This is a genomic window from Arthrobacter sp. B2060 (genome assembly GCF_059090445.1).
On record NZ_JBNHFR010000007.1, the window covers coordinates 203,595 to 229,760 of the forward strand.

Consider the following 26,166-nt stretch of genomic DNA (forward strand, 5'->3'; position numbering starts at 1 on the left):
AGGTGAACAGGTGCGGCCTGCCGCAATGTCAGCGTCGCCGAAAGGCCCCCAGTGTGCGCCGCTTCAGCTTCATAGGGTTTGTCGGGTTTCCGTAAGGTGCGGGCGTCAGGATGTCCTATCTGCCCGGGAGTTTACGTCCGTAAGTGGTTCCGGTCAGTGCGCCGGGCGCGGCAGTGCACCCTCCCCAATGCCAAGTCCGGTGTCCCCCTTCCGCCTCAGGACATGGGTGACCTCACGGTCCCGGGACGGCGTCAGGCGAGGAGATACCTCGCCCACGTTAAGGAGTCACTGATGCGAAAATTGATGATATTGCTACTTGTCCTACCGTTCCTGGTGCTCGGAGTGCCGCCCGCACAGGCCGCGACGTGCACCATCGACGCCCCGTCCCCGACTGAACCCGTGACCGGTCAGGTCGGGACCGAGCTCAGTTACTTCATCACCTTGACCGATTGCGCCTCGTCGAACAAGATCCCGGCGTTCAAGGTCGTCGACGGACGCCTTCCCGCGGGTACAAAGCTGTTTGACTTCGCTGGCAGCTCCGGGCTGATCAACGGAGTCCCCACGACCGCCGGTACGTTCACGTTCACGGTCCAGGTCAAGGACGAGACCCGTGCAACCGACACGCAGACCTTCACGATCGAGATCCTCGCGCCCGAGGCGCCGACCATCACCACCGAGGCGCTCTCCAGCGGAACAGTCGGCGAGTTCTACTGCTGCGGCAACCTGTTCGCCAGCGGTGGCGTCCAGCCCTACACGTGGTCGGTAGTCGCCGGGACCCTCCCTCCCGGCCTGGAGCTGCCCAAGGGGGAGAACACCATCTCCGGAACGCCGACCACAGCCGGCACATTCACCTTCACAGTGCGGGTGACCGACGATTTGGGCGCCTTCTCAGAGAAAGAGTTCTCCATCACGATCAGTTGAGCGCTCGCCGGCCGCGTCAACGATCCCGTCGACGCGGCCGGCGATCTCAACCTCAGCGATCACCTGACGCGCCCGCCGGTAGACTTCAACGGTCGGGACCCTTGCTGCCGGCACCGACACGTGAACATTTGGGGGATTCTTTCCGTGGGTTTTTTGAAGCTGGCCGCAGCGGCCGCTGCCATCTGTTTCATGTCGTTCGGGGTTTCGCCCGCGTCCGCTGACCCAGCCACGGTGATAAGCCTCGACGGGCCACCCGTCGGTGTTGCCGCTGGTTCTGACGGCACAGTATATGTGACCCGTTACGACTGGTCGGGCGGCATGTTCGTCCTGGCGCCCGGTGCCACCGCGCCGGCGCGTACGGTCCGCACCGGCAACTTTCCGACTTCGGTGGCATCAGCCCCGGACGGAACCCTGTACTTCGTGCAAAGTGGCGGCTCGGACCAGCGGGAGATCGCTGTCGTTCCCAAAGCAGCTGACAAGGTGGCCAGGACCATTCCCGTTTCACCCGGGGAGCATTGGCTTGCCGCCGGACCGGATGGCTCCATTTTCGTTGCCAACCCCAATGAGGGAACCGTTTCCGTCATCCTCCCGAATGCCGCCACGATTGCTCGGACCATCAAGGTAGGCGCTGGCCCGCGTGGCGTGGCAGTGGCGAAGGACGGCACTGCATTCGTCACCAATGAGTATTCCGGCACGGTCTCAGTCATCCCTGCGGGTTCGAGCCGTGCCTCCGGAACGATTGACGTCGGCCGCAAGTCGAATCCTCACGGAATCGCCGCCGCCCCTGACGGCACCGTGTACGTCACCAACGTCCTCACGGACGAAGTCGTGGTCATCGAACCCAAGACGGCGGCCGTGGCACGGCGAATTCCTGTAGGCCGTTCCCCGCAGGAAGTCTCAGCCGGCCCCGACGGCTCCATCTACGTCACCAACAATGTGGACCGCACGGTCTCGGTGATCGGACCAGGAGAATCCGACGTCACAAGGACCGTGCCCGTGGGAAAGGAGCCGGGACGTCTCGCTGTGACCCCGGACGGCACTGTCTACGTGGCAAACCGTGCGGGCAACTCCGTTTCGGTCCTCTCGCCGGAAGCAACCGGTGTGAAGGCGGGATCGGCCACGCCACAGGCGGGACCGGCGGCGGGACCTGAGCCCCTTCAGGACAGCTCCAACAAAGCCGAAGTGAGCTTCTTCGTTGCCGGCGGAGCCGTCCTTCTTGGTGTCCTGGTCGGCGTCGGATTCTGGCTCCGCCGCAGGGCCAGGCACAAGGCAGCGTAAGCGCCGTCGTTTACTGGGCGGTGTCCGCCCAACCCTGGTTGGCCGGACCGCCGTAGGCCCCGTCCTCACAGAGCTGCGCCGCGACGCCGGCGGCCTGCGCGATCGCCGCGGCTGAGGCCTTGGAGCCTTCACTGCCGCTGCCGGTTGCGAGTCCCGCGGCATAGCCCACCATGAGCGAGGTGATCGGCGCGGCGGCGTGGGTCACTGACCGCGCCGATTTCCTGGCGAGGTCCAGAACCATTTCCTGGTCGAATTCGAGGTCCAGGAGCTGCAGGGCCTGCGCCAGCCGGTTGCTCCACTGCGCCAGGATTTGTGCCTCGTCGTCGTCGACAGCCATGTTCTCTCCTTGATAGCGGCCATTGTGGCGGTGCCTCCCGCCCGGTGGCCACGACACTACAAGGCTTTCCGGCGTAAGTCACCGGTGGATGTCTGGACGTGCCCGCATCCGGACGAGCAGCCACACAGTGCGGGGGGCCGGCCAGATGATGGCCAGCGCGAGCACCGGCACCAGCAAGACGCCGACGTCGGGGAACTGGCGGACGATGACGGCCAGGTTGGTGTCGAACTTGGCGGGGGCGTAGATGAGGCACAGCCACAGCGCGAATCCGTCGAGGGCGAGCCCTGTGAGGCCCACAGCCCATGGCGTCCACGGCTTCTCGGCCGCGGCGGGGCTTCGCCGGAGTACGGAGAGCGCCAGCCACAGGCTCAGCAGTTCCGCGAGCAGCAGTGCCAGCGAGACGGCCCAGCTGTAGCGCTGAAGCCAGTCCTCCTGCACCACCGCCGGCGCCGGTGGCTGGCCGTGGAGGATCCGCAGGACGTTGGTGTCGATGGCTTTGAGCCGTGACGGGGCCGAGGTGTCATTCGCGTTGATGACCATGGCGACGCCGAGGCCGGAGCTGGGAACCAGAGCCTGGTAAGTGTGCGAATTCCCCCATTCCCCTTGATGCTCCACCAGCAGCGGCAAGGTATCCGGGGCTGGCGGTTCGCCAGGGGCGGCAGATTCCACGAGCGGTCGGGTGAACCAGCCCATGGCGTAGCCCTTGGACTCGTCCACCCGGATCCGGGGCTCGAGCAGGGCCTTCACGCTGTCGGGCCGGAGAATGCGCCGGTCACGGTACAGGCCGTTGTCCAGCAGGGCGATCAGTTCGTGGCTCTTGTCCTCCGCGGAGGCGTACATGGTGGTGGACGGCATGCCGGTGGTGGGTGCGGGCACCTCGGTCTGCTGCCAGAACGTGCCGAACCACAGGGAATGTCCGGCGGCCGCACTGTCGGTGCGGGCGGCGGCGCGGGTGGGATGGCTGTGGGACATCTCCAGGGGCTCGAACAGGTGCTGCTGCACGTAGTCCCCGAACGGCTGGCCGGAGACCGTCTGCACCAGGACGCCCAGGATATTGAAGTTGGCATTGGCGTACCCGAATGCTTCACCCGGAACCCCGGCCAGCGGGGAATCTGACAGGGCGCGCACACCTTCTTCGATGGCCTCCGGGCCCTGCGCGTCGGAGCCTTCGAAGGCCGTGTCCTTGGCCGCCATCCCGCTGGCCTGGTGGAGCAAATGGCGGACGGTGATCTCCGATGAGCGACTGTCCCGCAGAGTGAACCAGGGCAGGTAGGACCGCACGGGCTCATCCAGCCGGAGCCTGCCGGCCTCGACCTGCTGCATCACGGCAATGGCCGTGAGGGACTTGGTGGTTGATGCCAGCAGCACTGGAGTCTGGGGCGTCATGGGCCGCCCCGAGTTGTCGGCGCGGCCAAACGCGGCGGAATGCACCTGGACGCCGTCCTTGACGATAACGATGGCGGCTCCCGGCAGCCCCATCGCGTTAATCTGCTCCCGCAGGAAGGCGTCCACTGCCTCAAATGCCTCATCGGGGATGGCAGGTCCGGCAGCAGGCTTTTCGACGGCGGTGGGCGGCTGGGTGCCGACGGCGGCAGGGGCCGGCGTGGTGAACCCGCAGAGAACGCCGGCCACCAGGAAGCATGACAGAATCCAGCGCGATGACCAGGAAATTTCTCGCATGCCCGCACCTGCTTCGCCCTACCGTCCCTTCACGGTAGGACCGGGCAGGCGGGAAAACAATGCATCATCCCGGGCGCGTTCGGTGCACGTGAACGGACCCCGCCATGCCTGCCGGTTCATCTGCCGGGGAAATGCGGACCGTGCCGGCCCATGCATGGAGTCCTGTTGGCCGGCACGGTCCGCGGTCTATGGGTAACGCAGCCCTGGTCAGCCCTGCCGACGCCCGCGCCGTGAGGCGGGTCCTTCAGGTCCCTGAGTGTTCTCCGGTGTGTTCTCCGGGATGGTGTTCCGGGGATCAAGGAGTTCGGCCAGATGGAGGCTCTTGCGCTCCGGTTCCAGCTGCTTGACCTGCATTGCACAGCTGAAGCCGTCGGCAAGGACCGGTGTCTCTGCCGCAGTGCTTTCAAGGGCAGGAGCCAGTGCCTGCTGTGCCACCTTCATGGAGATGTCGTAGTGGTTGGCTTCGAACCCGAAGTTTCCCGCTACGCCGCAGCAACCTGTTGCCTCCGCGACATTGGCTACTCCCAGGGCCGCCAATGCCTTGCGCTGTACGGTCGCCCCAAAGGTTGAGTACTCGTGGCAATGGGTCTGCACGGTTACCGCGGACGGCACGGCCGGGGGCGTCCAGCCGCCGTCCACCCATTGCTTCACGGCTTCGGCGAAGCTCTGGATCCTGTGCGAAACGCGTTCGGCGGCTTCGGTGCCGAGAAGCTCGGGGCCGTCCTTTTTCAGGGCTGCGGCACAGCTGGGTTCGATGACGACGATGGGGGCATCGCTGCCGTCATCCAGCTTGGCCACGGTCCTGCCCAGCATCTTCTTGGCAGCGTCGAGCTGCCCCGTTGAGATCCAGGTCAGGCCGCAGCAGGCGTCTGTCTCGCAGGAGACCTGCCTTCCGGTCCCTTCGATAACCCGTGCAGCTGCTCCGGCCACCTCCGGTCGGAAACCCTTGGTGAAGGAGTCGACGAAGAGTACCGTGTCCGCGGCCGCCGGCGTCTGTGCGAAATCTGCGAGGGCATCGCTGAGCATCTTTCCGGAGGCGAATTTCGGCATGGCCCGCTTGGTGGTGAGGCCACCTGCTGCTGCCACCACCTTCCCAAGCGGGCTTGCCAGGACTGCGTTGACCAGCGGGCTGATGCGGGACGTGAGCTTCAGCCACCTGGGCAGCCACCCGAGCGAGAAGTGCGACATCGGCCGGAGCCTGCCCTCGTAGTAGTGGGAGAAGAACTCCGACTTGTAGCTCGCCATGTCCACGCCGGCGGGACAGTCGTTGGAACAGGCCTTGCAGGACAGGCACAGGTCCAGCGCCTCGCGGACATCTTCCGACTTCCAGCCTTCGTCGACGGTCGGGGCACCCCGGACCATGTCCTGGAGCACCCTGGACCGTCCGCGCGTCGAGTCTTTCTCGTCCCCTGTGGCCCGGTAGCTCGGGCACATCACTCCGCCGGAGTCCGAACGGCACCTGCCGACGCCGATGCAGGCCTGGACGGCATGCACCCAGGGGTCGGCTCCGGCAGCGGCTGCTTCGACGGGCCGGAGCTCGAAGTGCGTCCTCCACTCACGCTCGGGGACGCCCTCGAGGGCCAGGTTGGCGTCAAACGGATCCGGATCGGTAATCGACCCCGGATTCAGGATCCCTGCCCCGTCCCATATCGTGCGGTATTCCTCGAACGCGGCGAGCATGCCGGCGGAATACATGTGCGAGAGCAGTGCAGAGCGGGCACGCCCGTCGCCGTGTTCTCCGGACAGGGAGCCTCCATGGCGGACAACAAGTTCGGCGGCGGCCTGCGTGAACTTGCGGAAGACGCTGCGGCCCTCTTCGCTGCGCAGGTCGTAGGTGATCCGGATGTGCATGCAGCCGGCCCCGAAGTGCCCGTACATGATTCCGGTCAGTCCATAGTCGTCTAGGAGCGTCCGGAAGTCGGCCAGGTAGGCTGCAAGGTTCTGCGGGGCGACGGCGGAGTCCTCCCAGCCGGCTTGGGATTCCCCGCCACTGGCTGGCCTCGATGACAGGCCGGCGCCGTCTTCCCTGACCCGCCACAATGTAGCGCGTTCAGCAGAGTCCGGAACGGCACACCCATCGACCAGGCGGCCGTTCGCGGCGAGCCGTTCCAGCAGCAGGGCGGCCTGGCGGGCCACTTCGTCGGGGTCGTCGCCGTCGAGGTCCACGTACAGGAACGCCTTGCCCTGGGGCAGCCCCAGGACGGAGTCGTCTCCGCGGCGCAGCCGCATGGTGTCAACGATGGCCTCGTCGATGCCTTCGACTGCTGCCGGGGAGAAGTCAAGGATGGTCTCGATGTCCTTTGCGGCATCGACCACGTCGGCATAGCCGAGGCACACCAGCAGTGCACTGGATGGCTTGGGGACGAGTTTCATGCGCGCGCGGACGACGACGGCGCAGGTTCCTTCGGTGCCGACCAGTGCCCTGGCAACGTTCAGGCCGTTTTCCGGCAGGAGATTGGCCAGGTGGTAGCCGGAAACCTGGCGCTGGATGCGGCCGAGTTCAAGGCGGAAAGCAGACAGGTTGTCCTGGGCGAGCTTCTTGAGGTCTTCGCCCAGCTGGAACGCGCGGGATACGGAGTAAGCGTCGGACGGGTCGGTGGCCCGGACGCCGTTGTCCGATGCGGTGAGCAGGGCACCGTCGGAGGTGACGACGTCGATCTCGTGGACGTGATCGGAGGTCCGTCCATAACGCACCGAGTGGTTGCCGCAGGCGTCGTTGCCGATGGCGCCGCCGATGGTGGCACGGTTTTTTGAGGACGGGTCGGGAGCGAAAGTGAGGTTCCCGCCGGTTGCCCGTTCGGTTTCGCGGGTGAGCTGGGCAAGCACGACGCCGGCCTCGACGTCCGCCGTTCCTGTCGCCTCATCGACGGCTATGATCCGGTTCATATGGCGCGAGAAGTCCAGCACAACTCCCGGGCCGATCGCGTTTCCAGCCATGGACGTCCCCCCGCCCCGGCTGATCAGGGCAGTTCCGGTTTCCCGGCATGCCGCCATGACGGCGCGGACGTCGTCGACGCTGCGCGGGAACACAACACCGAGAGGCGGGACCCGGTAGTTGGACGCGTCATAGGAGTATGCGGCCAACCGGTGACCCGAGGCTTCCACGGGCACGCCCGCGGCCTGAAGCTTTGCCAGGATCGGTGCACGTTCCGGGGCGGTGATCTTTGAATGCATGGTGCGCTTTCCACTTGGATTGTCATGGAACGGTTTCGAGTTGTGTTGCCGTACTAGTGCTCCCGGGAGAGTTCTTCCTGGGTTCTCGTGCTGAGGAACGCTTCGGCGTCGTCCAAATGGGCCGCCCAAAGCTTCAATGCCTTCTCCGCGTTGCCGGCGATCAGCGCATTCAGGAGCTCAGTGTGTTCATCGTGAAGTGTGGATACGTGCAAGTACCTGGGGCGAAGGAGTGCCATCAGGAGGCGGATCTCTGTGGAAATCGTCTGAAATAGCCTGCTGAGCCGTGGCGAGTCGGCAGCTCCCACGACTGCCGAGTGAAAGCCCATGTCAGCCTGTGCCGCGGTTTCCCAGTCCTGGTCATCGGTGACCTCCGAAAACCTTGTCAGCGATTCCCGGATTGGTCCCATGTCGGCACCGTGACAGACCGAGCGGACCGCCTCAAATTCGATGAGTCGACGTACCAGAAAGATGTCGGCGACGTCTTGGACGGAGAAACGACGGACCCTGGCGCTTCGCCCGGTTTCACGTTCCAGGAAGCCGTCAGCAATGAGGCTCTGCACGGCGACGCGGGCAGTGGGCCTGGCCACCCCCAGCTGCTGGGCAACGTGGCTGTCCTTGACCACTGCCCCCGCTGAGTAGTCCCCGGCGAGGAGGCTGCGTTCCAGTCGGGTGCGAACAGCGTCCGCAACTGTCACTGCATCATTTATCACCATGAAACTGTATAACAGCTATACACTTCGTCCCAAGACCTTTCGAAATGCTGGGTAACTCTGAAGATCCTGCTGGCGGCGGCAGGGAGGGCAATGACGTCCCGTGCTACTCCAGGGAAGTCCCGTTGCGCCGGGCGAGGAGCTTCAGTTCGCGCACAACTGCATCGAGCTGATCCGATCGGGAAGCCGGGCGGGTCGTGGCTGGTTTCCGATCAAGCGCACTGTTGAGGGCTCCAGTTCGCATGCGACCAAGTGCAGGTTGTTGGGCGGTCAAGGAGTCGGAGAAGGGGTCGTGGAAGAGCAGCTCGATTCCTCTTGGCATCGGGGCTTCTTGTTCCCTCAAAGTGACTCTCCCAGCTGAACATGGACGGCCAAGAGGATAGCCCCGAGGGCAAAGCCTGCGATGCAGATCTGCGAAAGGAGGCCGGCCCTGGATCCCCTCCGCTGAGCAAGCGTGGCGCCGGAGGAGCTTGCGTAACTGATTGCAGTTGCGCTGGTCAGGAATCCTGCCGTGATAAGAACGATCAGACTGAGCATCGGATCGTCCGTCCATCATCTCCAATGAGCAAGTGCGGCTGTGCTTTCATGGCATGCCTAGTTAGGGAATGGGCTGTGGGAAATCGTGAGGTCATAGTCGTCCTCAATATGGAAAAGCCGTCGATGACCAAGTTCGTCGGTGACCCAAATGGTTCGGCCATCTTCAGTCCGATCATCAATCAAGCCCTTATGGCGGGGGACGCCCTGCTGGCTAAGGACGACGAGGTCGCCTTGCTCGAGTGTGTTCCACGTGGATGCGTGACTGCTCTGTCGCACTTTGTCTACCTTTCAAGGAGTTTGAGGCTGAAGGGTGCCTGAGGGCGGAATGCAATGGTGCAGGTGTCAGGCGATACGAGGAAATCTGAGAAGCTTCTGCCGTCCGGTGCCCCTGACCTGCTCTTACCCAGGAGGCTTCCGGGCGTGTCTGGAAACTTAAAGTGAAGTTCCATCTCCTACTTTATCGTCGATTGTTGACAATTGCTAGGGTAAATTCTCCCTTTGCAGCTGATGGCGCCGCTTAACGTCGAAGCGGCCGTTGCAACCCTCAAGAATTCTGGGCGTTGCAACGACCGCTGGGATGGGCCGGACCTGGTCACTACAGAGTTACGGGGTCGCGAACCCCTGGCCGTTATTTGTCCTGCTGTGTGGCGGTGAGGTCCTCAACGGCTTTTTGCATGTGCCGTTTGATGGCCTTGAGGAGGCCTTTCCTGTCGCCTGCCTCCAGGAGATCCAAGACCTTCTGGTGTTCCTCCACCAGAACGTCTACCCATGGATAGGAGACTTCCAGGTTGAGGATGCACATCCGTGATTCGGCGGCCAGTGTTTCGTAAATCCGGATGAGGCGGGTATTGCCTGTGCCTGCGACGAAGGAGGTGTGGAATTGCATGTCCAGCCGTGCAAGTTCCTGCCAGTCGGACACCGCAACCTGCTTTGCCATGTCCCTGATGACTTCCTTCAGCACTTCGCAGGTGTCTTGGAGCTGCTCCTGGCTGCCGTCGAGCAGCGTGTTTGCAGCCGCTGTTTCGACGGATTCCCGGACCTCATAGATTTCCCTGATGTCGGCGGTGGAAAGCTCCGTGACGAAGACGCCACGGTTCCGGTGGCTGACCAGGAGCCCCTCCTGGCATAGGCGCTGCAGCGCTTCCCGGAGCGGGCCCCTTGATGTGCGCAGCTGGCTGGCCACGGCAGATTCATTGATCTGTTGTCCCGGACGGAAGGTCCCCTGGATGATTTGTTCGCGCAGCTGATCGGCGATCAGCTGCGCCGTGGGCCTTCCCTCCAGGACTAGTAAGCCCTCCGGTACCGCCATTGACATCCCCCTCATTTCATTCTTCGGACTACTGCATGCCCCGTTAGACCGCTATTGCGGTGTATTTGATCTCGAGGAATTCCTCGATGCCGACCTTGCCGCCTTCGCGTCCCAGCCCCGACTGCTTGACCCCGCCAAAGGGTGCTGCCGGGTTGGAAACGATGCCGGTGTTGACGCCGACCATTCCCACTTCCAGTTCTGCGGAGAAGCGCAGGGCCTTGTCCATGGTCTCAGTAAACACATACCCCACGAGGCCCCATTCGGTGTCATTGGCCAGGCGGATCACCTCGTCTTCGCTGTCGAAGGCCGTGATCGCCGCGACGGGTCCGAAGATCTCGGTGTTCATCAGGTCCGCGGTCAGGGGCACGTCGGTCAGGACGGTGGGGGTGTAGAAGTAGCCGGGGCCCTCGGGGCGGTGTCCGCCGGTCAGGACGCGTGCGCCCTTGGACACGGCATCGGCGACCAGGCTTTCGACCTTGTCCAGGCCCTTTTGCTCGATCAGGGGTCCGACCTCGGTTCCTTCCACGGCGCCGTCGCCGACCCGCAGTTCGGAGATCTTCTTGGCGAACTTCTCGCTGAACTCCGCCAGGACGGAGCGGTGCACGAAGAAGCGGTTCGCGGCGGTGCAGGCCTCGCCCATGTTCCGCATCTTGGCCTTCATGGCACCGTCGACGGCCTTTTCGATGTCCGCGTCGGCCAGGACGATGAACGGGGCGTTGCCACCCAGCTCCATCGAGGAGCGCATGACGTTATCGGCCGCCTGGCGCAGCAGGATTTTGCCGACCCCGGTGGAGCCGGTGAAGCTGATCTTGCGCGCGATGCCGCTGCCGGTCCAGGTCCCCACGACGCTGGCTGCGTCCAGGGTGGTCACGACGTTCAGGACACCGTCGGGAAGACCGGCCTGCCGGAAAATGTCCACCAGGGCCAGGGACGTCAGCGGTGTCAGTTCCGCGGGCTTGAACACCATGGTGCAGCCCGCGGCCACGGCCGGGGCGATCTTGCGGGCACCCATGGCCAGCGGGAAGTTCCACGGCGTGACCAGCACGCAGGGACCGACGGGTTCCCTGGTGATCATGATCTGGGTCTTGCCGTCCACCGAGGTGGTGTGGTCCCCGCCGATCCGGACGGCCTCTTCGGAGAACCAGCGGAGCATTTCGGCGCCGTAGGCCACCTCGCCCTTGGCCTCGGCCAGCGGCTTGCCCATCTCCGCGGTCATGATCGCGGCGAGCCGGTCCGTGTTGGCGATGACCAGCTCAAAGGCCCGGCGCAGGATGTCGGCCCGCTCCCGCGGCGTGGACTTTCCCCACTGCGCCTGGGCACGGCCGGCGGTCTCGATGGCCAGGGCGGCGTCTTCGGGACCGCCGTCAGCGACGTGGGCGATGATCTCATGGGTGGCAGGGTTCTCAACCGGGAACGTGGCACCATTGGTGGCCTTCCGCCAGGCACCGTCGATGAACAAGTCAGTATGAAGAGTGGTGGGATCAAATGAGAGACTCATGTCACGCTTTCAGTGTCTGGGGAAGGGATTTCGCCGGGGCGGTGTGTGGTCCGCCGCCGGCGAAATCCATGCCTTGGGTTGTATTAGGAGGTGGCCGTCTTAAGCGCCTGGGTAAATCTGGAGATACCGGCCTGGATCTCGTCACTGGTGACGTTCAGTGCCGGAATGATGCGGACGACGTTGCCGTGCGGACCGCAGGTGAGAAGGAGAAGCTCTTCCTTGATGGCTGCCTGCTGGACGGCGAGGGCTGTAGCGGCATCAGGAGTGTTGTCCGCAGACGTGAATTCGACACCCTGCATGAGGCCGCGGCCGCGGACGTTGCCGATGCCGGTGAATTCTGTCTTGAGCCGGTCAAGTCCTGCGCGCAGTTCATCACCGCGAAGCAGGGCATTCTCGACCAGGTTCTCGCGTTCGATGACGCCCAGCGTGGCGACGCCGGCGGCCGCGGCGACGGCGTTTCCGCCGTAGGTGCCGCCCTGTGAGCCAGCCCAGGCCTTCCCCATCAGCTCTGCCGAGGCGGCAATCGCCGAGATCGGGAAGCCGCTGGCGAGTCCCTTCGCGGTGATGACCACGTCGGGGGTGATGCCGGCCCAGTCGTGGCCCCAGAACTTGCCGGTGCGTCCGACGCCGGCCTGGACTTCGTCCACGATGAGCACGATGCCGTGGCGGTCGGCACGTTCCCGCAGTCCCTGCAGGAAGGCCGGGGGGGTGGGGATGTACCCGCCGTCGCCCAGGACCGGTTCGATGATGAAACCTGCCGTGTCTGCGGGGCTGCTGATGCTCAGGAGGAGATGGTCCAGTTCCTTCAGGGCGAAGTTGACTGCAGTTTCCTCATCCCAGCCGTAGCGGTAGGCGTGGGGGAAGGGGGCGATGTGCACGCCGCTCATCAGGGGGGAGAAACCCGAACGGAACTTCGTGCCGGCCGTGGTCAGTGACGCGGCGCCCACGGTCCGGCCGTGGAAGCCGCCGTGGAAGGAGATGATGTTGGGCCGGCCCGTGGCCATGCGCGCCAGGCGGACGGAGGCCTCCACGGCCTCGGAGCCGGACGTGGCGTAGAAAACGCTGTCCAGCCCCGAGGGCAGGAATTCTCCCAGTTTTTCGGTGAGCTCAAGCAGGGGCTTGTGCATCACGGTGGTGTACTGGGCATGGACAATCTTGCCCACCTGCTCGCGTGCTGCCGCTACGACGTCGGGGTGGCAGTGGCCGGTGCTGGTGACACCGATACCGGTGGTGAAATCGAGGTACTTTTTGCCGTCGGTCGCGTGGATCCAGCTTCCGAGGGCGGATTCAACGACGACAGGAGTGGCCTGCTTGAGGAGAGGGCTGAGAGTTGCCATGGCTTCATACTTTCTGAGGAACTGTAGATTGTCAACAATTTTGGGATGTCAGGTCCATCACTGTTGCTGACAGTTGAACTAGCTGGTTTTGAAACGCTCCGGCCGCACGAATTCGAGGCCGTCGAAGGTCTGCTTGCCGAGGGCTTCGTGGGCGGCGATTTCGCCGTATGCGGTGGCATTCTTAAAGCCGCCGCCGGAGAAGCCGGTGGCGCAGTAGATCCTGCTGTTCTCCGTGAGCCGGCCAAGGAGGGGGTTGCCGTCCTTGGTGAAGAGGTCCGGAAAGGCATCCGAGCGGACAATGTTGGAGAACAGTCCGGGGAAGAACTCAGTTACCGTGTCCATGGTTTCGGAGATTTCCGCGGGTGTTAGGTCCCGGGGCACCGAATCCGCCTGCGGTGTTGGTGCTCCCCGGCCATCAAGGGTTGCCTTGACCGTTACTCCGTCGACGGCGGGAGCGCCGTACATGGAGCGGTCCCCGGAGATCCGGATGAAGATGGGAAACTTCTCGGGAGCGAACTGGGATGCGTCGCGGGCGACAAACCAGGACAGGAAGCACCGTTTGATCTCCGTTGCCGCCTTCAGGTAGTCGGGCATGAGCTTCTGGGACCAGCCGCCGGAGGAGACGATGACGTTCTCGAAGGTCCACGACTTCTCGCCGGAGGTGATGACGACGCCGTCGGCGGTTTCGGTGATGCTGTCGATCGGGGTGTTGGTGTGCATCGTTGCGCCGTTGGCCTGGGCGGCTGCAACCGCCGCTGTGACCGCACGGTCGGTGCGCAGGGCACCGCCGTTGGGGTCGTAGACGGCGATGTCGTCCGGGCGGAGGTTGTGCTGCGGGTAGCGTTCGGCCATCTCCTCGCGGCTGAGGATCTCGTGTTCGGCGCCGTTGGTCCTGGTGGTTTCCAGGAGGCTCGGGATGTAAGGCCCATCTTTGGTTCCGATGGAGAGTCCCCCGCAGCGGGTGAGGATGTTCTGCCCGGTTTCGGCTTCGAGGTCGCCCCAGAGGCTGCGGGAGCGTTCCAGGATGGGGTAAAGGTCCGGGTTGCCGCGGTAGAGCATACGGAACAGGCGGGTGTCTCCGCCCACGGCGCTGCGGGCGTGGGCGGGTGCCTGGGCTTCGAATCCCACCACTGAATCGGACAGGCGGGAGGCCTGCCACAGGGCCATGCTGCCGATGCTGCCCAGCCCGATGACTGCGAGTTTTCCGTCCATGCTCAGATCACTTTGTCCAGGAAGGCCTGGGTACGGGGTTCCTTCGGGTTGCGAAGGACTTCGCGGGCGTCGCCGCGTTCGACCACGTAGCCGTCATCCATGAAAATCAGGGAGTCCGCGACTTCGCGGGCGAAGCCCATTTCGTGGGTGACCACCACCATGGTCATGCCCTTCTTCGCCAGGTCCTGCATGACCATGAGCACTTCGCCGACCTTTTCCGGGTCCAGAGCCGAGGTGGGCTCGTCGAAGAGCATGATCTCGGGATCCATGGCCAGGGACCGTGCGATGGCGACGCGCTGCTGCTGCCCGCCGGAGAGCTGGGCGGGGTAGTGGTCGCCGAACCCGGCCAGACCGACGCTGGCCAGCAGCTCGTGGGCACGCTTGGCGGCTTCCTTCTTGTCGGTGCCCTTGACCAGGACCGGCCCGGACATGACGTTTTCCTGAGCGGTCATGTTGGGGAAGAGGTTGAACTGCTGGAAGACCATGCCGACCCTGGTGCGCTGGGTGGCGAGTTTCTTCGGGGGGAGGGCGTGGTAAGCGTTGTCGGTCTCGTAGTAGCCGAAGTCCTCGCCGTTGACCTTCAGGACTCCGGTGTCGACGGTCTCCAGGCCGTTGATGCAGCGCAGGACGGTGGACTTGCCGGAGCCGCTGGGGCCGATGATGCAGCAGATCTCTCCGCTGGCGATGTCCAGGTTGATGTCTTTCAGGACCGTTTTGGGGCCGAAGGACTTTCGGATTCCGCGGGCGTGAATGGTGCCGTCGTTGCTCATCGCAGGGTCCCTTCCGGTTCGGTCAGCACAACTTTTTTCGCTTTCCGGGGGAGCCGGGAGGTTGTGCGGGAGTATTTTTGCTCGAGCTTGGACTGCGGGTAGCTCAGCAGCAGGGTCATCACGAGGTACCAGAGGCTGGCGACGATCAGCAGCGGGATGGTCTCGTAGGTGCGGGCGTAGATGAGCTGGGCGCTTTGGAGCAACTCGGCAACGCCGAGCACACTGACCAGGGAGGTTCCCTTGAACATGCCGATGACCTGGTTGCCGGTCGCCGGGATGATCGAGGGCATGGCCTGGGGGATGATGACCTTGCGCATCTTCATGGCGCTGCTCATGCCCAGGGAGTCGGCGGCCTCGATCTGGCCCTTGCCGACCGAGGAGAACCCGCCACGGATGATCTCGGCCATGTAGGCGGCCTCGTTCAGCGTCAGGCCGACCAGGGCCGCGGTGATGGGGGCCATCAGGGCGTTCACGTCGACGGCGGTGCCGATGTTGGTGAACGGGATGCCGATGGTCAGGTTCGGGTACAGCGCGGAAACGTTGAACCAGAAGATCAGCTGCACCAGCACCGGGGTGCCACGGAACAGGGTGATGTAGACGCTGGCCGTGGCCGCGACCGGTTTGATGCTCGAGGACCTCATGATTGCCAGCCCCAGGCCCAGGAGCGTTCCGAGGCCCATGCTGGCGATCGTGAGGAAGATGGTGAGCATCAGGCCACGGACGATGGATTCGTGGGTGAAGTACTGGGCAACCGTGCCCCACCTGAAGTTGGGGTTGGTCGAGACCGAGATCAGGATGCCGATGCCGATCAGGCTGCAGAGCACCCAGGCGACGTATTCAAAAGTGCTGCGCCGCCGGAGCCGTGGTTTGAGATGTGACTCTTTCCCGTTCATGCTGGGGCCACTTCTTTCCATAGTTGTTTGCTGCATGGCCTGCCCCGCTACTTGAGGTTGGCGGTAGTGATGGCTGCGCCGCTGAGGCCCCAGGTGTCAAGGGACTTCTTGTATTCCGGGCTCTCCAGGATCGACTGCACGGCCTTCTGCAGGGCCGGCGTCAGCGGCGAAGACTTCTTCAGGCCAATGGCATTGACGTGCTCCGAGCGGGTATCCACCTTCGGCTCCAGAACGGTGAAGGTGTTGGGCTGCTGCTCCGCGGCCCAGACCAGTGCCGGGGTGTCATAGAGGACGCCGTCCACGCGCTTGGACGCCAGCTGCGTCAGGGCCTCCTGGACGTTGGGCAGCGTGACGCCGTTGATGGCCGGCTTGCCCTTCTCCTCACAGGTCCACTTCGAGACGTTCGGCAGGTGCTTCAGCTGGGCGTTGGATCCCTTGGTGACCGCAATGTTCTTGCCGCACATGTCGTCATTGCTGATGTTCAGCGGGTTGCCATGGGCCACGGCCACCGACACACCGGTGCTGACGTAGCTCACCATGTCCATCACCTTCAGCCGCTCTTCCGTGGGGGACATGGTGGTGACGGTGAAGTCGTAGCGGCCGCCGTCGATACCGGGGACGATCGTGTCAAACGCGGTGTTCTCGAACTTCAGCTTCAGGCCGAGCTTCTTGGCCACCAGCCGGGCGATGTCGGGGTTCAGGCCGATCGGGGTCACGTTGTCATCGGCCAGGAAGGTCGTTGGCGGGTAGTGCAGGTCCATGGCGACCGTCAGTTCGCCCTTGTCCTTGTAGGACTGCGGCAGCAGCTTCACCGCGGCCGCGTCAGGCTGGATGCCCTCGGAGATGTCAGCGGTGTTCGACGTCTTGGACTTTGCATCCCCAGCGGCCGAAGTGCCGGTGGCAGCGCCGCCACAGGCGGTGAGGGCCAACAGGACTGCAATGCCTGCGGCTGCGCTCTGAACTTTGTTGATGGTCTTCATGGTGGTTCCCTTCGAATGGGTTTCAGGTGAAGTTATTCCGCCGAACGAGAGAGGAGTGTCTGGCTGCGGCTGATAGGCCGCGCTCTCTCTGTTGCTCAGGTCGGACAATGCCGTGCAGCGACGTGGAGCGGACTTCTTGCGTCCTGCATATCGGCTGTGATCGAAATCTCGCTCGGCCCCGTCACTATGCAACCGCTAGAATTGCGGATTGTCAACAATCGACGAAAATATTCCCTGCATTACGTCCGCGAAATGTGGCCGGAGGAACGTCCACGAGAAGTTGTTGACAATCTACAATGAGGAGCCTAGAGTCGACAATAACGGGCCGGGGAATGCGTCGACGCGCCCCCATGCCCGACCTAGACTTACCGAAACGGGCGCCAGGTATTCCGGCGTCCGGCCGAAGATCTCTATGAACGGATGAATCATGGCAACGACTAACTCCCGACCGACGTACATCTCTTTTGATGTCTACGGCACGCTGATCAACTGGGATACTGATTCCACTACCCGCCGGCTGCTCGCTGGCCGTCTGCCTGAAGAGCAGTGGCCTGCATTCAAGAAGGTGTTCCGCGGGTACCGGTTCGACGAGGTCCTTGGCGACTACAAGCCCTACGAGGAGATCCTTCAGAATTCCTTTGACCGGGTATGCAAGTTCTTTGGCATCGGGCCGACCCCTGGTGCGGGCGCAGAGTTCGCTGACGCTGTACGCAGCTTTGGTGCCCACGATGACGTGCCGGCTCCGCTGAAGCTCATGGGCGACAACTACAAGCTGGTGGCTCTGTCCAACGCCGACGACAGCTTCCTGGAGATCAGCATTCCCAAGCTCGGCGCTGAGTTCCACGCAGTGTTGACTGCTGAGCAGGCCCAGGCCTACAAGCCGCGTTACCAGGCGTTCGAGTACATGCTCGATACCCTGAACGCCAAGCCGGAGGACTTCCTGCACATCGCCTCTCACACACGGTACGACATGCATCCAATGCACGACATGGGCTTCCGCAACCTCTGGGTGCTGGACCGTGGCTATGACCCCATCACCGGGGGCTACGACTACAACACCGTTAAGTCCCTGGACGAGGTCAACAAGCACCTCGGTCTCTAAACCGACGTCGAGGCGAAAGGTCAACCCGTGAAACTTAACCCCTATTGGCTGGACACTGCCGAACCATCCGGGGACTACCGGCGCACTCCGGTTCCCGAGAACGTCGATGTGGCCATCATCGGCGCCGGCTTCACCGGACTCTCCGCGGCCCTGGAATTTGCCAAGCAGGGCGCCAGCGTTGCCGTTTTCGAACGCCACACTGTTGGGTGGGGCGCGTCGGGCCGTAATGGGGGAATGGCGACGACCGGGTTGGCCATCGGTTTCAGCACGGCGGTGAAGCGCTACGGCGCCGCGCGTGCCGTGGAGATGTTCCGTGAATACAACGACGCCATCGACAGCATCGAGAAGCTGGTGCATGACAACGGCATCGAGTGTGACTACAACCGCTTCGGGAAGCTCTCGCTGGCGTTCCACAAGTCCCACTATGAAGGCTTCCTGAGGTCGCAGGAGAAGATGGCCGCCCTGGCCGACCATCATGTCACCGTGATCCCGAAGTCCCAGATCCACAGTGAAATCGGCACGGACTTCTACCAGGGGGCCATGCTGGACCCGCTGGGAGCAGGGCTGCACGTGGGGAAGTTTGTGCATGGGTTGGGCGGGGCGGCTGTTGCCGCCGGGGCGGATATCTGCGAGGGATCCGGTGTCACGGAGCTGAAGAAGGTTTCGGGTACGGTGCACGATGTGCACACCACCCGCGGCATCACCCGTGCCAAGCAGGTCCTGGTCGCCACCAGCGGCTACACAGGCGGGGTAACCCCGTGGCTGCAGCGCCGCGTGATTCCGGTGGGCAGCTTCATTATCTGCACCGAGCCGTTGCCCGAAGACGTGGTCAACCGGATCCTGCCGAACCGGCGCATGGCCTCGGATAGCAAGATGCTCTGTTACTACTTCCGGATCACCCCGGACAACAGGCTCCTCTTTGGCGGCCGTGCCCGCTTTGCCCTGTCCAGCCCGGACTCGGACGTCAAGAGCGCCGAGATCCTGCGCAAGGCCATGCTCGAACTCTTCCCCTACCTCTCCAACGCCAAGGTGGACTACATCTGGGGCGGACTCGTGGACCTCTCCATGGACCAGATGGTCCACGCGGGCATCCACGACGGACTCTACTACTCCTTGGCCTACAGCGGACACGGCGTGCAGATGGCAGCTCACATGGGCAAGCGGATGGCCCACTACATGGCCGGCGACAAGTCAGCGAACGTGTGGGAAGGCCTGAAGAATCCGCCCGTGCCGGGCCATTTCGGCCCGCCGTGGTTCCTGCCCTTCATCGGTGGAGCCGCAAAAATCATCGACCGCTTCAGCTAGGCCCACAAAGGAAATCCCATGCTTCCATCCATTGACGCTCTTGACTCGCGCCCTGAAACAACCGGAACCACCGGAACGACCGACCGGCGGGCAGAGGTCGCCGACCTTCCCGGCGGTGCCTTCTTTGAAGGTCAGTGGCAGCGCGCCGATCTGACGGTGGAAGTACGGGATCCTGAAGATGGCTTCCTGTTGGGGCGGGTGTGCAGTTCGACGGCGGTGGATGTCCAGCGGGCGATCGCGCACATCCACCGCCACCTGCAGGTAGATGACTGGCCGGTGCGGGCCCGCAGGCAGGCGCTGGAGAAAGCCGGACAGCTTCTCACTGAACAGTCCGGGCGGTTCGCCAAGATCATCGCGTCCGAAAGCAGCAAGACCATCACCGAAGCGGAGCGCGAGGTGCGCCGCTGCATCGAAACACTGCGGCTCTCGGCTGCCGCATCCGCAGAGCTCACGGGGGAGACCCTGGGTTTCGAGGACAGCATGGCCGGAGCCAACAAGATCGGCTGGTACAGCCGGAAGCCGGTGGGCATCGTCGCGGCAATCACTCCGTTCAACGACCCCCTGAACCTCGTGGCGCACAAACTGGGCCCTGCCCTCATCGGCGGCAACGGCGTCGTGCTCAAGCCTTCCGGCCGCACCCCGCTGACCGGGCTGGCCTTTGTCCAGCTGCTGCTCGAAGCGGGTGTCCCCTCAGGGCGGATCGCCGCGATCGTCTCCGGACCCGGAGTGTCCGAGGCCGTTGTCACCGATCCCCGGGTGGACTTGATTTCCTTCACCGGCGGCCCTGCGACGGCGGAACGTATTGCCACAGCCGCCGGGGCGAAGAAGATCCTGTCCGAGCTCGGCGGGAACAACGCCACCATTGTGTGCGCTGACGCCGACCCTGAGGCCGCGTCGAAGGCCATTGTGGCCGGCGCGTTTGGTGTCGCGGGGCAGAACTGCCTGTCCGTGCAGCGCGTGTACGTCCACACTTCTTTGTTCGAGCAGGTCCTGGAGCAGGTCACGGCCCGTACCAGGGCGCTCAGGACTGGGCCGAAGCTTGACCGGGGCACGGACGTCGGCCCGTTGATTTCTGAGGCGGAGGCCCGGCGGGTTGAGGAATGGGTGGAAGAAGCCAAGGCGGCCGGCGCCACTGTCCATGCCGGCGGGGCCCGCCGGAACGCGTACTACGAGCCGACCGTCCTGACCGATGTGCCCTCCGAGTGCCGGGTAATCCGGGATGAGGTGTTCGGTCCGGTGGTCAGCATCCTGCCGTTCATCGAGGTCCGGGACGCGGTGTTTGCGGCGAACAACACCGAGTTCGGCCTCCAGGCCGGGGTCTTCACCCAGTCCATTGATCTGGCCCTGGCCGTAGCGGAGAAACTGCACGTCGGCGCTGTGGTGATCAATGAGACCAGCGACGTCCGGATCGATTCGATGCCGTTTGGCGGCTTCAAGAAATCCGGTGTGGGACGCGAAGGCGTCCGTCACACGGTCCGCGAGATGACCGAACCCAAGAACACCATCATCAACCTTGGCGGGTCAACCGCCCGCTGGCAGATCCTCGGCGGCCTGACGGAACGGACATCCTCATGAGCAGCACCCACAGCATCGCCGTGATCCCCGGCGACGGCATCGGCAAAGAAGTCGTCCCCGCGGCCATCACATGCCTTCAACGGATTGCCTCGATCCATGGCCTGAACCTGGCGTTCACCTATTTCGACTGGGGATCGGACTACTACGGCCGGCACGGGCGGATGATGCCGGTTGACGGGCTTGAACAGCTCGCAAAACATGACGCGATCTTCCTGGGCGCCGTGGGTTCCCCGGAGGTTCCCGATGTGGAGTCCCTGTGGGGCCTGCTGATCCCGATCCGCCGGGAGTTCCAGCAGTACATCAACCTCCGCCCCGTCAAGACGCTCGACGGCGTGACCTCGCCGCTGGCGTCGGACAAGCCGATCGACATCCTGATCGTTCGGGAGAACAACGAAGGTGAATACTCCGAGGTCGGCGGGCGGATGTACCGTGGGCTGCCGCACGAGAGCGCGGTCCAGGAAACCATCTTCACCCGACTTGGAGTGTCACGGGCAGCCCACTTCGCTGCCGCGCTTGCTGCTTCCCGCCAGGGCAGGCTGACGTCCGCGACAAAGAGCAACGGCATCATCCACACCATGCCCTTCTGGGACGAGGTGGTGGAGGAATCCGCCCGTCAGCATCCCGGCGTAACCGTGACCCACGAGTTGGTGGACGCCCTGGCTGCGCACCTGGTCCTGAAGCCTTGGACGCTGGATGTCATCGTCGCCTCCAACCTTCTCGGTGACATCCTCTCGGACCTGGGCAGCGCCGTTACTGGCTCCATCGGCGTTGCGCCAAGCGCCAACCTGAACCCGGAGGGAGCCTTCCCGTCCCTCTTCGAACCGGTCCACGGTTCGGCGCCGGACATCGCCGGGAAGGGCCTGGCGAACCCTGTAGGACAGATCTGGTCCGGAGCCATGATGCTCGAGCACCTCGGCCACCCAGAAGCGGCCGCGCACCTGCAGTCCGCGTTCGAATCGGCCCTGCGCGACGGTCACGGCACCCGCGATGTCGGCGGGACCTCGTCGACGTCGGAATTCACGGCAGCCGTCCTGACGGCAATCGACACACTCGCCCCAGTAACGGCATGACGATCGTCACCACAGGTCCAAGCGGCCCGTCGTCGCCGGCGCGAATGTGCTGTACCAGTGGCACTCCTTCTCACCCACGCTCCGGGAGAACTGGGATGCGGCCTCGACCCTGAAGTGGATTTATGTCTCAGCGGCCGGCGTCAGCCAGCTGCTGTTCGACGAGCTGATCTAGAGCGACGTGGTCTACACGAACTCCCGCGGCGTCCTCAGCCGCGCCATCGCCGAGTTCGCGCTGGGCTTTGTCCTGGGCATGGCCAAGGACGCGCAGGGTTCGTTCCGGCTGCAGCAGGACCAGCGCTGGCAGCAGCGCGTCACGCGCGATTGTCCATGACTACGACTACCTGGTAACTTGCCCCGCCCTTGACGAACGAAACCAGGGGACTGGTAAATGCTCAGGTCCTGGCCTCCATGAAGCCGTCCGCCCGCCTGATCAACGTAGGCCGCGGGGAGCTCGTGGATACCGCAGCGCTGATGGGGGCCTTGACCTCTGGTTCCGCATCCTGAGCAGTAATCCGCTTAAGCCTTCCGACCCTCAAAGTACGGGGCTAGGACCAAAAAGCTTCGGTGCGTCATCGTCGGGGGAGGGGTTCCTGCAGCTCGCTTAGCGTTCTGTATGCCTCTCGGCGATAATGCCTCGGATCGATTCCCGATACTGGATGATCGTGTCTGAGATGACCTTCTCGGCCAGGACCGGGTCACGCGAGTCAAGCGCGTCAACAATGTTTTGGTGCTCGGCTTCGAGAGTGTCCGGGTCCTCGTACTCGTGATGCTCAATGGAAAGCACAAACATGAAGTACCTCAGTTCGGTCACCAATTGCTGATAGAAGATCCTCAACTTCTGGCTTCCGAGGAGTCCGACTATCGCGCTGTGAACCGCAAGGTCCTTCTCGACAATCTTGAATGGATCTCCACTCTTCAAGACTGCCCGGAACTCCTCCATGGCGGCGTGAACCTCGTCCATGGAGGTGCTTTCGGAGATGCTCCGTGCGGCTGTGGTCTCCAGGTGGTAACGCGCGTTGTAGACGTCCATGATCTCCGCGTCGGTGGGGTCCCAAACGATAGCGCCCTGATTTGCGCGGTGGCGGATGAGGCCGCCCGCTTGAACTATGCGGACGGCTTCACGAACAGTGTTCCTGGAAAGCCCCAGGTTGTCGGCGAGGAGACTCTCCCTCAGGCGTTCACCTGGCTTGAGTCCTCCGCTCAGGATCATGGCTGTGAGACCATCCGCGACCTGTTGCACGGTGGACGAATGCACTATCTTAATCTGCTCAGCCATGCCTTCATGCTACAGCGTCGTCAACTGTAGGGCAGTAGACCACGCCCTCATTGCGACGCTTCTGCTGGCTTTATGTTGCCCACCAGAGGAAATTACGGCTGCGTCAAAACTGGTCAAGCCAGAGAAGGCCAGGTCCTGTGGACCTGGCCTTCTCTGGTTTTCAGTTTGCCAAGGTTCTGGCTATGGGCTTGTTTTCCTGGTTTGGGGTTGTGGTGGTGAGGTCGTCGACAGCCTTTTGCATGTGGTGTTTGAGGGCTCTCCGGAGTTCTTCCCTGTTGCCCGTTTCGAGGAAGCTGAGGATGTCCTCGTGCTCCTGGATCAGCATCTGTGCTTGTGGGTAGGAGATCTCCAGCTTGCGAATGCACATTGTCGATTCGGCGGCCAAGGTTTCGTAGATTCTGGTCATTCTGCTGTTGCCGGCGGCGGCGACGATTGTGGTGTGGAATTGCATGTCCAGTTGGGCAATTGATTGCCAGTTGGTTGCGTCCACTTGTCTTTTCATGTTCCTGAGGATTGTTTTCAGGGCCTGGCAGGTGTTCTTGATGTGCTTGGGTGTGCTGTTGAGCAGGGAATCTGCGGAGTTTGTTTCCACAGCCTCACGCACGGCGTAGATTTCCTTGCTGTCCCGGGCTGAGATTTCGAGTACGAACACGCCACGGTTGCGCCGGCTGATGAGGATGCCTTCCTGGCACAGACGTTGCACGGCTTCCCGGACGGGGCTCCTGGAGGTGTTCAGCTGGACGGCGAGGATGGATTCGTTGATCTGCTCTCCGGGGTGAAAGATTCCCTGGATGATTTGTTCGCGCAGCTGATCGGCGATCAGCTGTGCGGTGGGCCTTCCCTCCATGGAGAACAGGCCTTTGGCTGCTATAGATCCGCTCATCTGAATCGGAGTTCTCAGATTGCTATTGCGGTGTATTTGATCTCGAGGAATTCCTCGATGCCGACCTTGCCGCCTTCGCGTCCCAGCCCCGACTGCTTGACCCCGCCAAAGGGTGCTGCCGGGTTGGAAACGATGCCGGTATTGACGCCGACCATTCCCACTTCCAGTTCTGCGGAGAAGCGCAGGGCCTTTTCCATGTTCTCAGTAAACACATACCCCACCAGACCCCATTCGGTGTCATTGGCCAGGCGGATCACCTCGTCCTCGCTGTCGAACGCCGTGATCGCCGCGACGGGTCCGAAGATCTCGGTGTTCATCAGGTCCGCGCTCAGGGGCACGTCCGTCAGCACCGTGGGGGTGTAGAAGTAGCCCGGGCCCTCGGGGCGGCGTCCGCCGGTCAGGACGCGTGCGCCCTTGGACACGGCATCGGCGACCAGGCTTTCGACCTTCTCCAGGCCCTTTTGCTCGATCAGGGGCCCGACCTCGGTTCCCTCGAGCGCGCCGTCGCCGACCCGCAGTTCGGAGATCTTCTTGGCGAACTTCTCGCTGAACTCCGCCAGGACGGAGCGGTGCACGAAGAAACGGTTCGCGGCCGTGCAGGCCTCGCCCATGTTCCGCATCTTGGCCTTCATGGCCCCGTCGACGGCCTTTTCGATGTCCGCGTCGGCCAGCACGATGAACGGGGCGTTTCCACCCAGCTCCATCGAGGACCGCATGACGTTCTCGGCCGCCTGGCGCAGCAGGATCTTGCCGACCCCGGTGGAGCCGGTGAAGCTGATCTTGCGCGCGATGCCGCTGCCGGTCCAGGTCCCCACGACGCTGGCTGCGTCCAGGGTGGTCACGACGTTCAGGACACCGTCCGGAAGGCCGGCCTGCCGGAAGATGTCCACCAGCGCCAGGGAGGTCAGCGGTGTCAGTTCCGCGGGCTTGAAGACCATGGTGCAGCCCGCGGCCACGGCCGGGGCGATCTTGCGGGCACCCATCGCCAGCGGGAAGTTCCACGGCGTGACCAGCACGCAGGGACCGACGGGTTCCCTGGTGATCATGATCTGGGTCTTGCCGTCCACCGAGGTGGTGTGGTCTCCGCCGATGCGGACGGCCTCTTCGGAGAACCAGCGGAGCATGTCGGCGCCGTAGGCCACCTCGCCCCTGGCCTCGGCCAGCGGCTTGCCCATCTCCGCGGTCATGATCGCGGCGAGCCGGTCCGTGTTGGCGATGACCAGCTCAAAGGCCCGGCGCAGGATGTCGGCCCGCTCCCGCGGAGTGGACTTTCCCCACTCCGCCTGGGCACGCCCGGCGGTCTCGATGGCGGCCCGGGCGTCGTCCGGGCCGCCATCGGCCACCTGCGCAATGACCTCACGCGTGGCCGGGTTCTCAACCGCGAATGTGGCGCCAGTGCTGGCTGGTCGCCACGCGCCGTCGATGAACAAATCCGTGTGAAGACTTGAGGGATCGAATGAGGGGTTCATCGCACGCTTTCAGTGTCGTAGGGAACGGGGTTACCGGGTTAGCTGGTCTTGAATCGTTGGGGCCGGACGAAGTCCAGGCCCTCGTAGGTTTGCTTGCCGAGGGCCTCGTGCGCGGCGATTTCGCCGAATCCGGTGGCGTTCTTGAAGCCGCCGCCGGAGAAGCCGGTGGCGCAGTAGAGCCTGCTGTTCTCCGCGAGCCGGCCCAGCAGGGGATGCCCGTCTTTGGTGAAGAGGTCCGGGAAGGCGTCGGAGCGGACGACGGTGGGGAACAGTCCGGGGAAGAACTCGGTGACGGTTTCGGTCGTCTCGGTGATTTCCGCGGGGGTCAGTTCCCTGGGCACGGCGTTCGGGTCCGGTGTTGGTCTGCCGCGGCCGTCAAGGGTTGCCTTGACGGTCACCCCATCCACGGCGGGCGCACCATACATGGAGCGGTCCTCGTAAATGCGGATGAAGATGGGGAACCTGTCGGGTGTGAATTCGGCCCCGGCTTTCGCGACAAACCAGGTCAAGAAGATCCGCTTGGTCTGCGTTGCTGCCTTGAGGTATTCGGGCATGAGCTTCTGGGACCAGCCGCCGGAGGAGACGATGACGTTCTCGAACGTCCAGGACTTCTCCCCGGAGGTGATGACGACGCCGTCGTCGGTTTCGGTGATGCCATCGATGGAGGTGTTGGTGTGGATTGTTGCCCCGTTGGCCTGGGCCGCTGCGACGGCCGCTGTGACGGCGCGGTCGGTGCGCAGGGCGCCGGCGTTGGGGTCGTAGACGGCGATGTCGTCCGGGCGGAGGTTGTGCTGCGGGTAGCGTTCGGCCATCTCTTCGCGGCTGAGGATTTCGTGCTCGGCGCCGTTGG

At 63.6% G+C, this 26,166-nt stretch carries 25 protein-coding genes; 10 read left to right on the forward strand and 15 right to left on the reverse strand.

The window, feature by feature from the left end:
* The first annotated feature begins 291 nt into the window (after window positions 1–291).
* A complete protein-coding gene (locus AC5RUM_RS14180) occupies window positions 292–921 on the forward strand; it encodes an Ig domain-containing protein (RefSeq protein ID WP_494035512.1) in 630 nt (209 codons plus the stop codon).
* 144 nt (window positions 922–1,065) lie between these two features.
* Window positions 1,066–2,199, forward strand: coding sequence for a Vgb family protein (locus AC5RUM_RS14185; protein ID WP_494035513.1), 1,134 nt, complete (start codon window positions 1,066–1,068; stop codon window positions 2,197–2,199).
* A 10-nt stretch (window positions 2,200–2,209) separates the two neighbouring features.
* On the opposite strand, the gene AC5RUM_RS14190 is transcribed toward AC5RUM_RS14185, so the two are convergent.
* From AC5RUM_RS14190 to AC5RUM_RS14205, 4 genes are all read right to left on the reverse strand, one after another.
* Window positions 2,210–2,536 carry a DUF6457 domain-containing protein gene (locus tag AC5RUM_RS14190; RefSeq protein ID WP_400580787.1) on the reverse strand — a complete coding sequence of 109 codons (327 nt, stop codon included), beginning with the start codon at window positions 2,534–2,536 and terminating at the stop codon, window positions 2,210–2,212.
* A 78-nt stretch (window positions 2,537–2,614) separates the two neighbouring features.
* Window positions 2,615–4,216, reverse strand: a complete 1,602-nt coding sequence (locus tag AC5RUM_RS14195; RefSeq protein ID WP_494035514.1) for a serine hydrolase domain-containing protein — start codon at window positions 4,214–4,216, stop codon at window positions 2,615–2,617.
* 207 nt (window positions 4,217–4,423) lie between these two features.
* Window positions 4,424–7,390 carry an FAD-binding and (Fe-S)-binding domain-containing protein gene (locus AC5RUM_RS14200; RefSeq protein ID WP_494035515.1) on the reverse strand — a complete coding sequence of 989 codons (2,967 nt, stop codon included), beginning with the start codon at window positions 7,388–7,390 and terminating at the stop codon, window positions 4,424–4,426.
* 53 nt (window positions 7,391–7,443) lie between these two features.
* Window positions 7,444–8,100: a GntR family transcriptional regulator gene (locus tag AC5RUM_RS14205; RefSeq protein ID WP_494035516.1), complete on the reverse strand. Its 657-nt coding sequence runs from the start codon at window positions 8,098–8,100 to the stop codon at window positions 7,444–7,446.
* A gap of 612 nt (window positions 8,101–8,712) precedes the next feature.
* Here AC5RUM_RS14205 and AC5RUM_RS14210 point away from each other — a divergent pair.
* The gene (locus tag AC5RUM_RS14210) at window positions 8,713–8,955 is read left to right on the forward strand and encodes a hypothetical protein (protein ID WP_494035517.1); all 243 of its coding nucleotides are present in this window, start codon (window positions 8,713–8,715) and stop codon (window positions 8,953–8,955) included.
* 310 nt (window positions 8,956–9,265) lie between these two features.
* Here AC5RUM_RS14210 and AC5RUM_RS14215 read toward each other — a convergent pair whose 3' ends face one another.
* From AC5RUM_RS14215 to AC5RUM_RS14245, 7 genes are all read right to left on the reverse strand, one after another.
* Window positions 9,266–9,946: a GntR family transcriptional regulator gene (locus AC5RUM_RS14215; protein ID WP_494035518.1), complete on the reverse strand. Its 681-nt coding sequence runs from the start codon at window positions 9,944–9,946 to the stop codon at window positions 9,266–9,268.
* Between the two features lie 43 nt (window positions 9,947–9,989).
* Entirely contained in the window at window positions 9,990–11,444 is a 1,455-nt protein-coding gene (locus tag AC5RUM_RS14220) for an NAD-dependent succinate-semialdehyde dehydrogenase (RefSeq protein ID WP_494035519.1), read from the reverse strand.
* Between the two features lie 83 nt (window positions 11,445–11,527).
* On the reverse strand, window positions 11,528–12,781 hold the full coding sequence (locus AC5RUM_RS14225; RefSeq protein WP_494035520.1) for an aspartate aminotransferase family protein: 1,254 nt from the start codon (window positions 12,779–12,781) through the stop codon (window positions 11,528–11,530).
* Window positions 12,782–12,859: 78 nt separating this feature from the next.
* Entirely contained in the window at window positions 12,860–13,993 is a 1,134-nt protein-coding gene (solA, locus tag AC5RUM_RS14230) for an N-methyl-L-tryptophan oxidase (RefSeq protein WP_494035521.1), read from the reverse strand.
* 2 nt (window positions 13,994–13,995) lie between these two features.
* The gene (locus AC5RUM_RS14235; protein WP_494035522.1) at window positions 13,996–14,763 is read right to left on the reverse strand and encodes an amino acid ABC transporter ATP-binding protein; all 768 of its coding nucleotides are present in this window, start codon (window positions 14,761–14,763) and stop codon (window positions 13,996–13,998) included.
* Entirely contained in the window at window positions 14,760–15,656 is an 897-nt protein-coding gene (locus tag AC5RUM_RS14240) for an amino acid ABC transporter permease (RefSeq protein WP_494035523.1), read from the reverse strand. The genes AC5RUM_RS14235 and AC5RUM_RS14240 overlap by 4 nt, the downstream gene beginning before the upstream one ends.
* 47 nt (window positions 15,657–15,703) lie before the next feature.
* Window positions 15,704–16,636: an ABC transporter substrate-binding protein gene (locus AC5RUM_RS14245; RefSeq protein WP_494035524.1), complete on the reverse strand. Its 933-nt coding sequence runs from the start codon at window positions 16,634–16,636 to the stop codon at window positions 15,704–15,706.
* Window positions 16,637–17,063: 427 nt separating this feature from the next.
* On the opposite strand from AC5RUM_RS14245, the gene AC5RUM_RS14250 reads away from it, so the two are divergent.
* From AC5RUM_RS14250 to AC5RUM_RS14280, 7 genes are all read left to right on the forward strand, one after another.
* Window positions 17,064–17,738, forward strand: coding sequence for a haloacid dehalogenase type II (locus AC5RUM_RS14250; RefSeq protein WP_494035525.1), 675 nt, complete (start codon window positions 17,064–17,066; stop codon window positions 17,736–17,738).
* 27 nt (window positions 17,739–17,765) lie between these two features.
* On the forward strand, window positions 17,766–19,043 hold the full coding sequence (locus AC5RUM_RS14255; RefSeq protein ID WP_494035526.1) for an NAD(P)/FAD-dependent oxidoreductase: 1,278 nt from the start codon (window positions 17,766–17,768) through the stop codon (window positions 19,041–19,043).
* A gap of 18 nt (window positions 19,044–19,061) precedes the next feature.
* A complete protein-coding gene (locus tag AC5RUM_RS14260; protein ID WP_494035527.1) occupies window positions 19,062–20,618 on the forward strand; it encodes an aldehyde dehydrogenase family protein in 1,557 nt (518 codons plus the stop codon).
* On the forward strand, window positions 20,615–21,688 hold the full coding sequence (locus tag AC5RUM_RS14265) for a tartrate dehydrogenase (RefSeq protein ID WP_494035528.1): 1,074 nt from the start codon (window positions 20,615–20,617) through the stop codon (window positions 21,686–21,688). Before AC5RUM_RS14260 ends, AC5RUM_RS14265 begins: the two co-directional genes overlap by 4 nt.
* A 46-nt stretch (window positions 21,689–21,734) precedes the next feature.
* A complete protein-coding gene (locus tag AC5RUM_RS14270) occupies window positions 21,735–21,860 on the forward strand; it encodes a hypothetical protein (protein WP_494035529.1) in 126 nt (41 codons plus the stop codon).
* A 6-nt stretch (window positions 21,861–21,866) separates the two neighbouring features.
* Window positions 21,867–22,019, forward strand: coding sequence for a hypothetical protein (locus AC5RUM_RS14275; protein ID WP_494035530.1), 153 nt, complete (start codon window positions 21,867–21,869; stop codon window positions 22,017–22,019).
* 77 nt (window positions 22,020–22,096) lie between these two features.
* Window positions 22,097–22,192 carry an NAD(P)-dependent oxidoreductase gene (locus tag AC5RUM_RS14280; protein WP_494035544.1) on the forward strand — a complete coding sequence of 32 codons (96 nt, stop codon included), beginning with the start codon at window positions 22,097–22,099 and terminating at the stop codon, window positions 22,190–22,192.
* Window positions 22,193–22,289: 97 nt separating this feature from the next.
* Here AC5RUM_RS14280 and AC5RUM_RS14285 read toward each other — a convergent pair whose 3' ends face one another.
* From AC5RUM_RS14285 to AC5RUM_RS14300, 4 genes are all read right to left on the reverse strand, one after another.
* Window positions 22,290–22,964 carry a GntR family transcriptional regulator gene (locus AC5RUM_RS14285; protein WP_400581246.1) on the reverse strand — a complete coding sequence of 225 codons (675 nt, stop codon included), beginning with the start codon at window positions 22,962–22,964 and terminating at the stop codon, window positions 22,290–22,292.
* 160 nt (window positions 22,965–23,124) lie between these two features.
* Complete coding sequence (locus AC5RUM_RS14290) at window positions 23,125–23,847, reverse strand: GntR family transcriptional regulator (RefSeq protein WP_494035531.1); 723 nt, start codon at window positions 23,845–23,847, stop codon at window positions 23,125–23,127.
* Window positions 23,848–23,861: 14 nt separating this feature from the next.
* Entirely contained in the window at window positions 23,862–25,316 is a 1,455-nt protein-coding gene (locus tag AC5RUM_RS14295; protein WP_494035532.1) for an NAD-dependent succinate-semialdehyde dehydrogenase, read from the reverse strand.
* A gap of 38 nt (window positions 25,317–25,354) precedes the next feature.
* The coding region (locus tag AC5RUM_RS14300; protein WP_494035533.1) for an FAD-dependent oxidoreductase at window positions 25,355–26,166 on the reverse strand (812 nt) is incomplete at its 5' end.

Excerpts from the sequence above, each read along its gene's own strand:
- AC5RUM_RS14190 (WP_400580787.1), bottom strand. The coding sequence starts at position 2,536 with ATGGCTGTCGACGACGACGAGGCACAAATCCTGGCGCAGTGGAGCAAC.
- AC5RUM_RS14280 (WP_494035544.1), top strand. The coding sequence starts at position 22,097 with ATGAAGCCGTCCGCCCGCCTGATCAACGTAGGCCGCGGGGAGCTCGTG.
- AC5RUM_RS14225 (WP_494035520.1), bottom strand. The coding sequence starts at position 12,781 with ATGGCAACTCTCAGCCCTCTCCTCAAGCAGGCCACTCCTGTCGTCGTT.
- AC5RUM_RS14265 (WP_494035528.1), top strand. The coding sequence starts at position 20,615 with ATGAGCAGCACCCACAGCATCGCCGTGATCCCCGGCGACGGCATCGGC.
- solA (WP_494035521.1), bottom strand. The coding sequence starts at position 13,993 with ATGGACGGAAAACTCGCAGTCATCGGGCTGGGCAGCATCGGCAGCATG.
- AC5RUM_RS14220 (WP_494035519.1), bottom strand. The coding sequence starts at position 11,444 with ATGAGTCTCTCATTTGATCCCACCACTCTTCATACTGACTTGTTCATC.
- AC5RUM_RS14295 (WP_494035532.1), bottom strand. The coding sequence starts at position 25,316 with ATGAACCCCTCATTCGATCCCTCAAGTCTTCACACGGATTTGTTCATC.
- AC5RUM_RS14180 (WP_494035512.1), top strand. The coding sequence starts at position 292 with ATGCGAAAATTGATGATATTGCTACTTGTCCTACCGTTCCTGGTGCTC.
- AC5RUM_RS14200 (WP_494035515.1), bottom strand. The coding sequence starts at position 7,390 with ATGCATTCAAAGATCACCGCCCCGGAACGTGCACCGATCCTGGCAAAG.
- AC5RUM_RS14260 (WP_494035527.1), top strand. The coding sequence starts at position 19,062 with ATGCTTCCATCCATTGACGCTCTTGACTCGCGCCCTGAAACAACCGGA.
- AC5RUM_RS14195 (WP_494035514.1), bottom strand. The coding sequence starts at position 4,216 with ATGCGAGAAATTTCCTGGTCATCGCGCTGGATTCTGTCATGCTTCCTG.
- AC5RUM_RS14290 (WP_494035531.1), bottom strand. The coding sequence starts at position 23,847 with ATGAGCGGATCTATAGCAGCCAAAGGCCTGTTCTCCATGGAGGGAAGG.
- AC5RUM_RS14235 (WP_494035522.1), bottom strand. The coding sequence starts at position 14,763 with ATGAGCAACGACGGCACCATTCACGCCCGCGGAATCCGAAAGTCCTTC.
- AC5RUM_RS14240 (WP_494035523.1), bottom strand. The coding sequence starts at position 15,656 with ATGAACGGGAAAGAGTCACATCTCAAACCACGGCTCCGGCGGCGCAGC.
- AC5RUM_RS14245 (WP_494035524.1), bottom strand. The coding sequence starts at position 16,636 with ATGAAGACCATCAACAAAGTTCAGAGCGCAGCCGCAGGCATTGCAGTC.
- AC5RUM_RS14215 (WP_494035518.1), bottom strand. The coding sequence starts at position 9,946 with ATGGCGGTACCGGAGGGCTTACTAGTCCTGGAGGGAAGGCCCACGGCG.
- AC5RUM_RS14285 (WP_400581246.1), bottom strand. The coding sequence starts at position 22,964 with ATGGCTGAGCAGATTAAGATAGTGCATTCGTCCACCGTGCAACAGGTC.
- AC5RUM_RS14250 (WP_494035525.1), top strand. The coding sequence starts at position 17,064 with ATGGCAACGACTAACTCCCGACCGACGTACATCTCTTTTGATGTCTAC.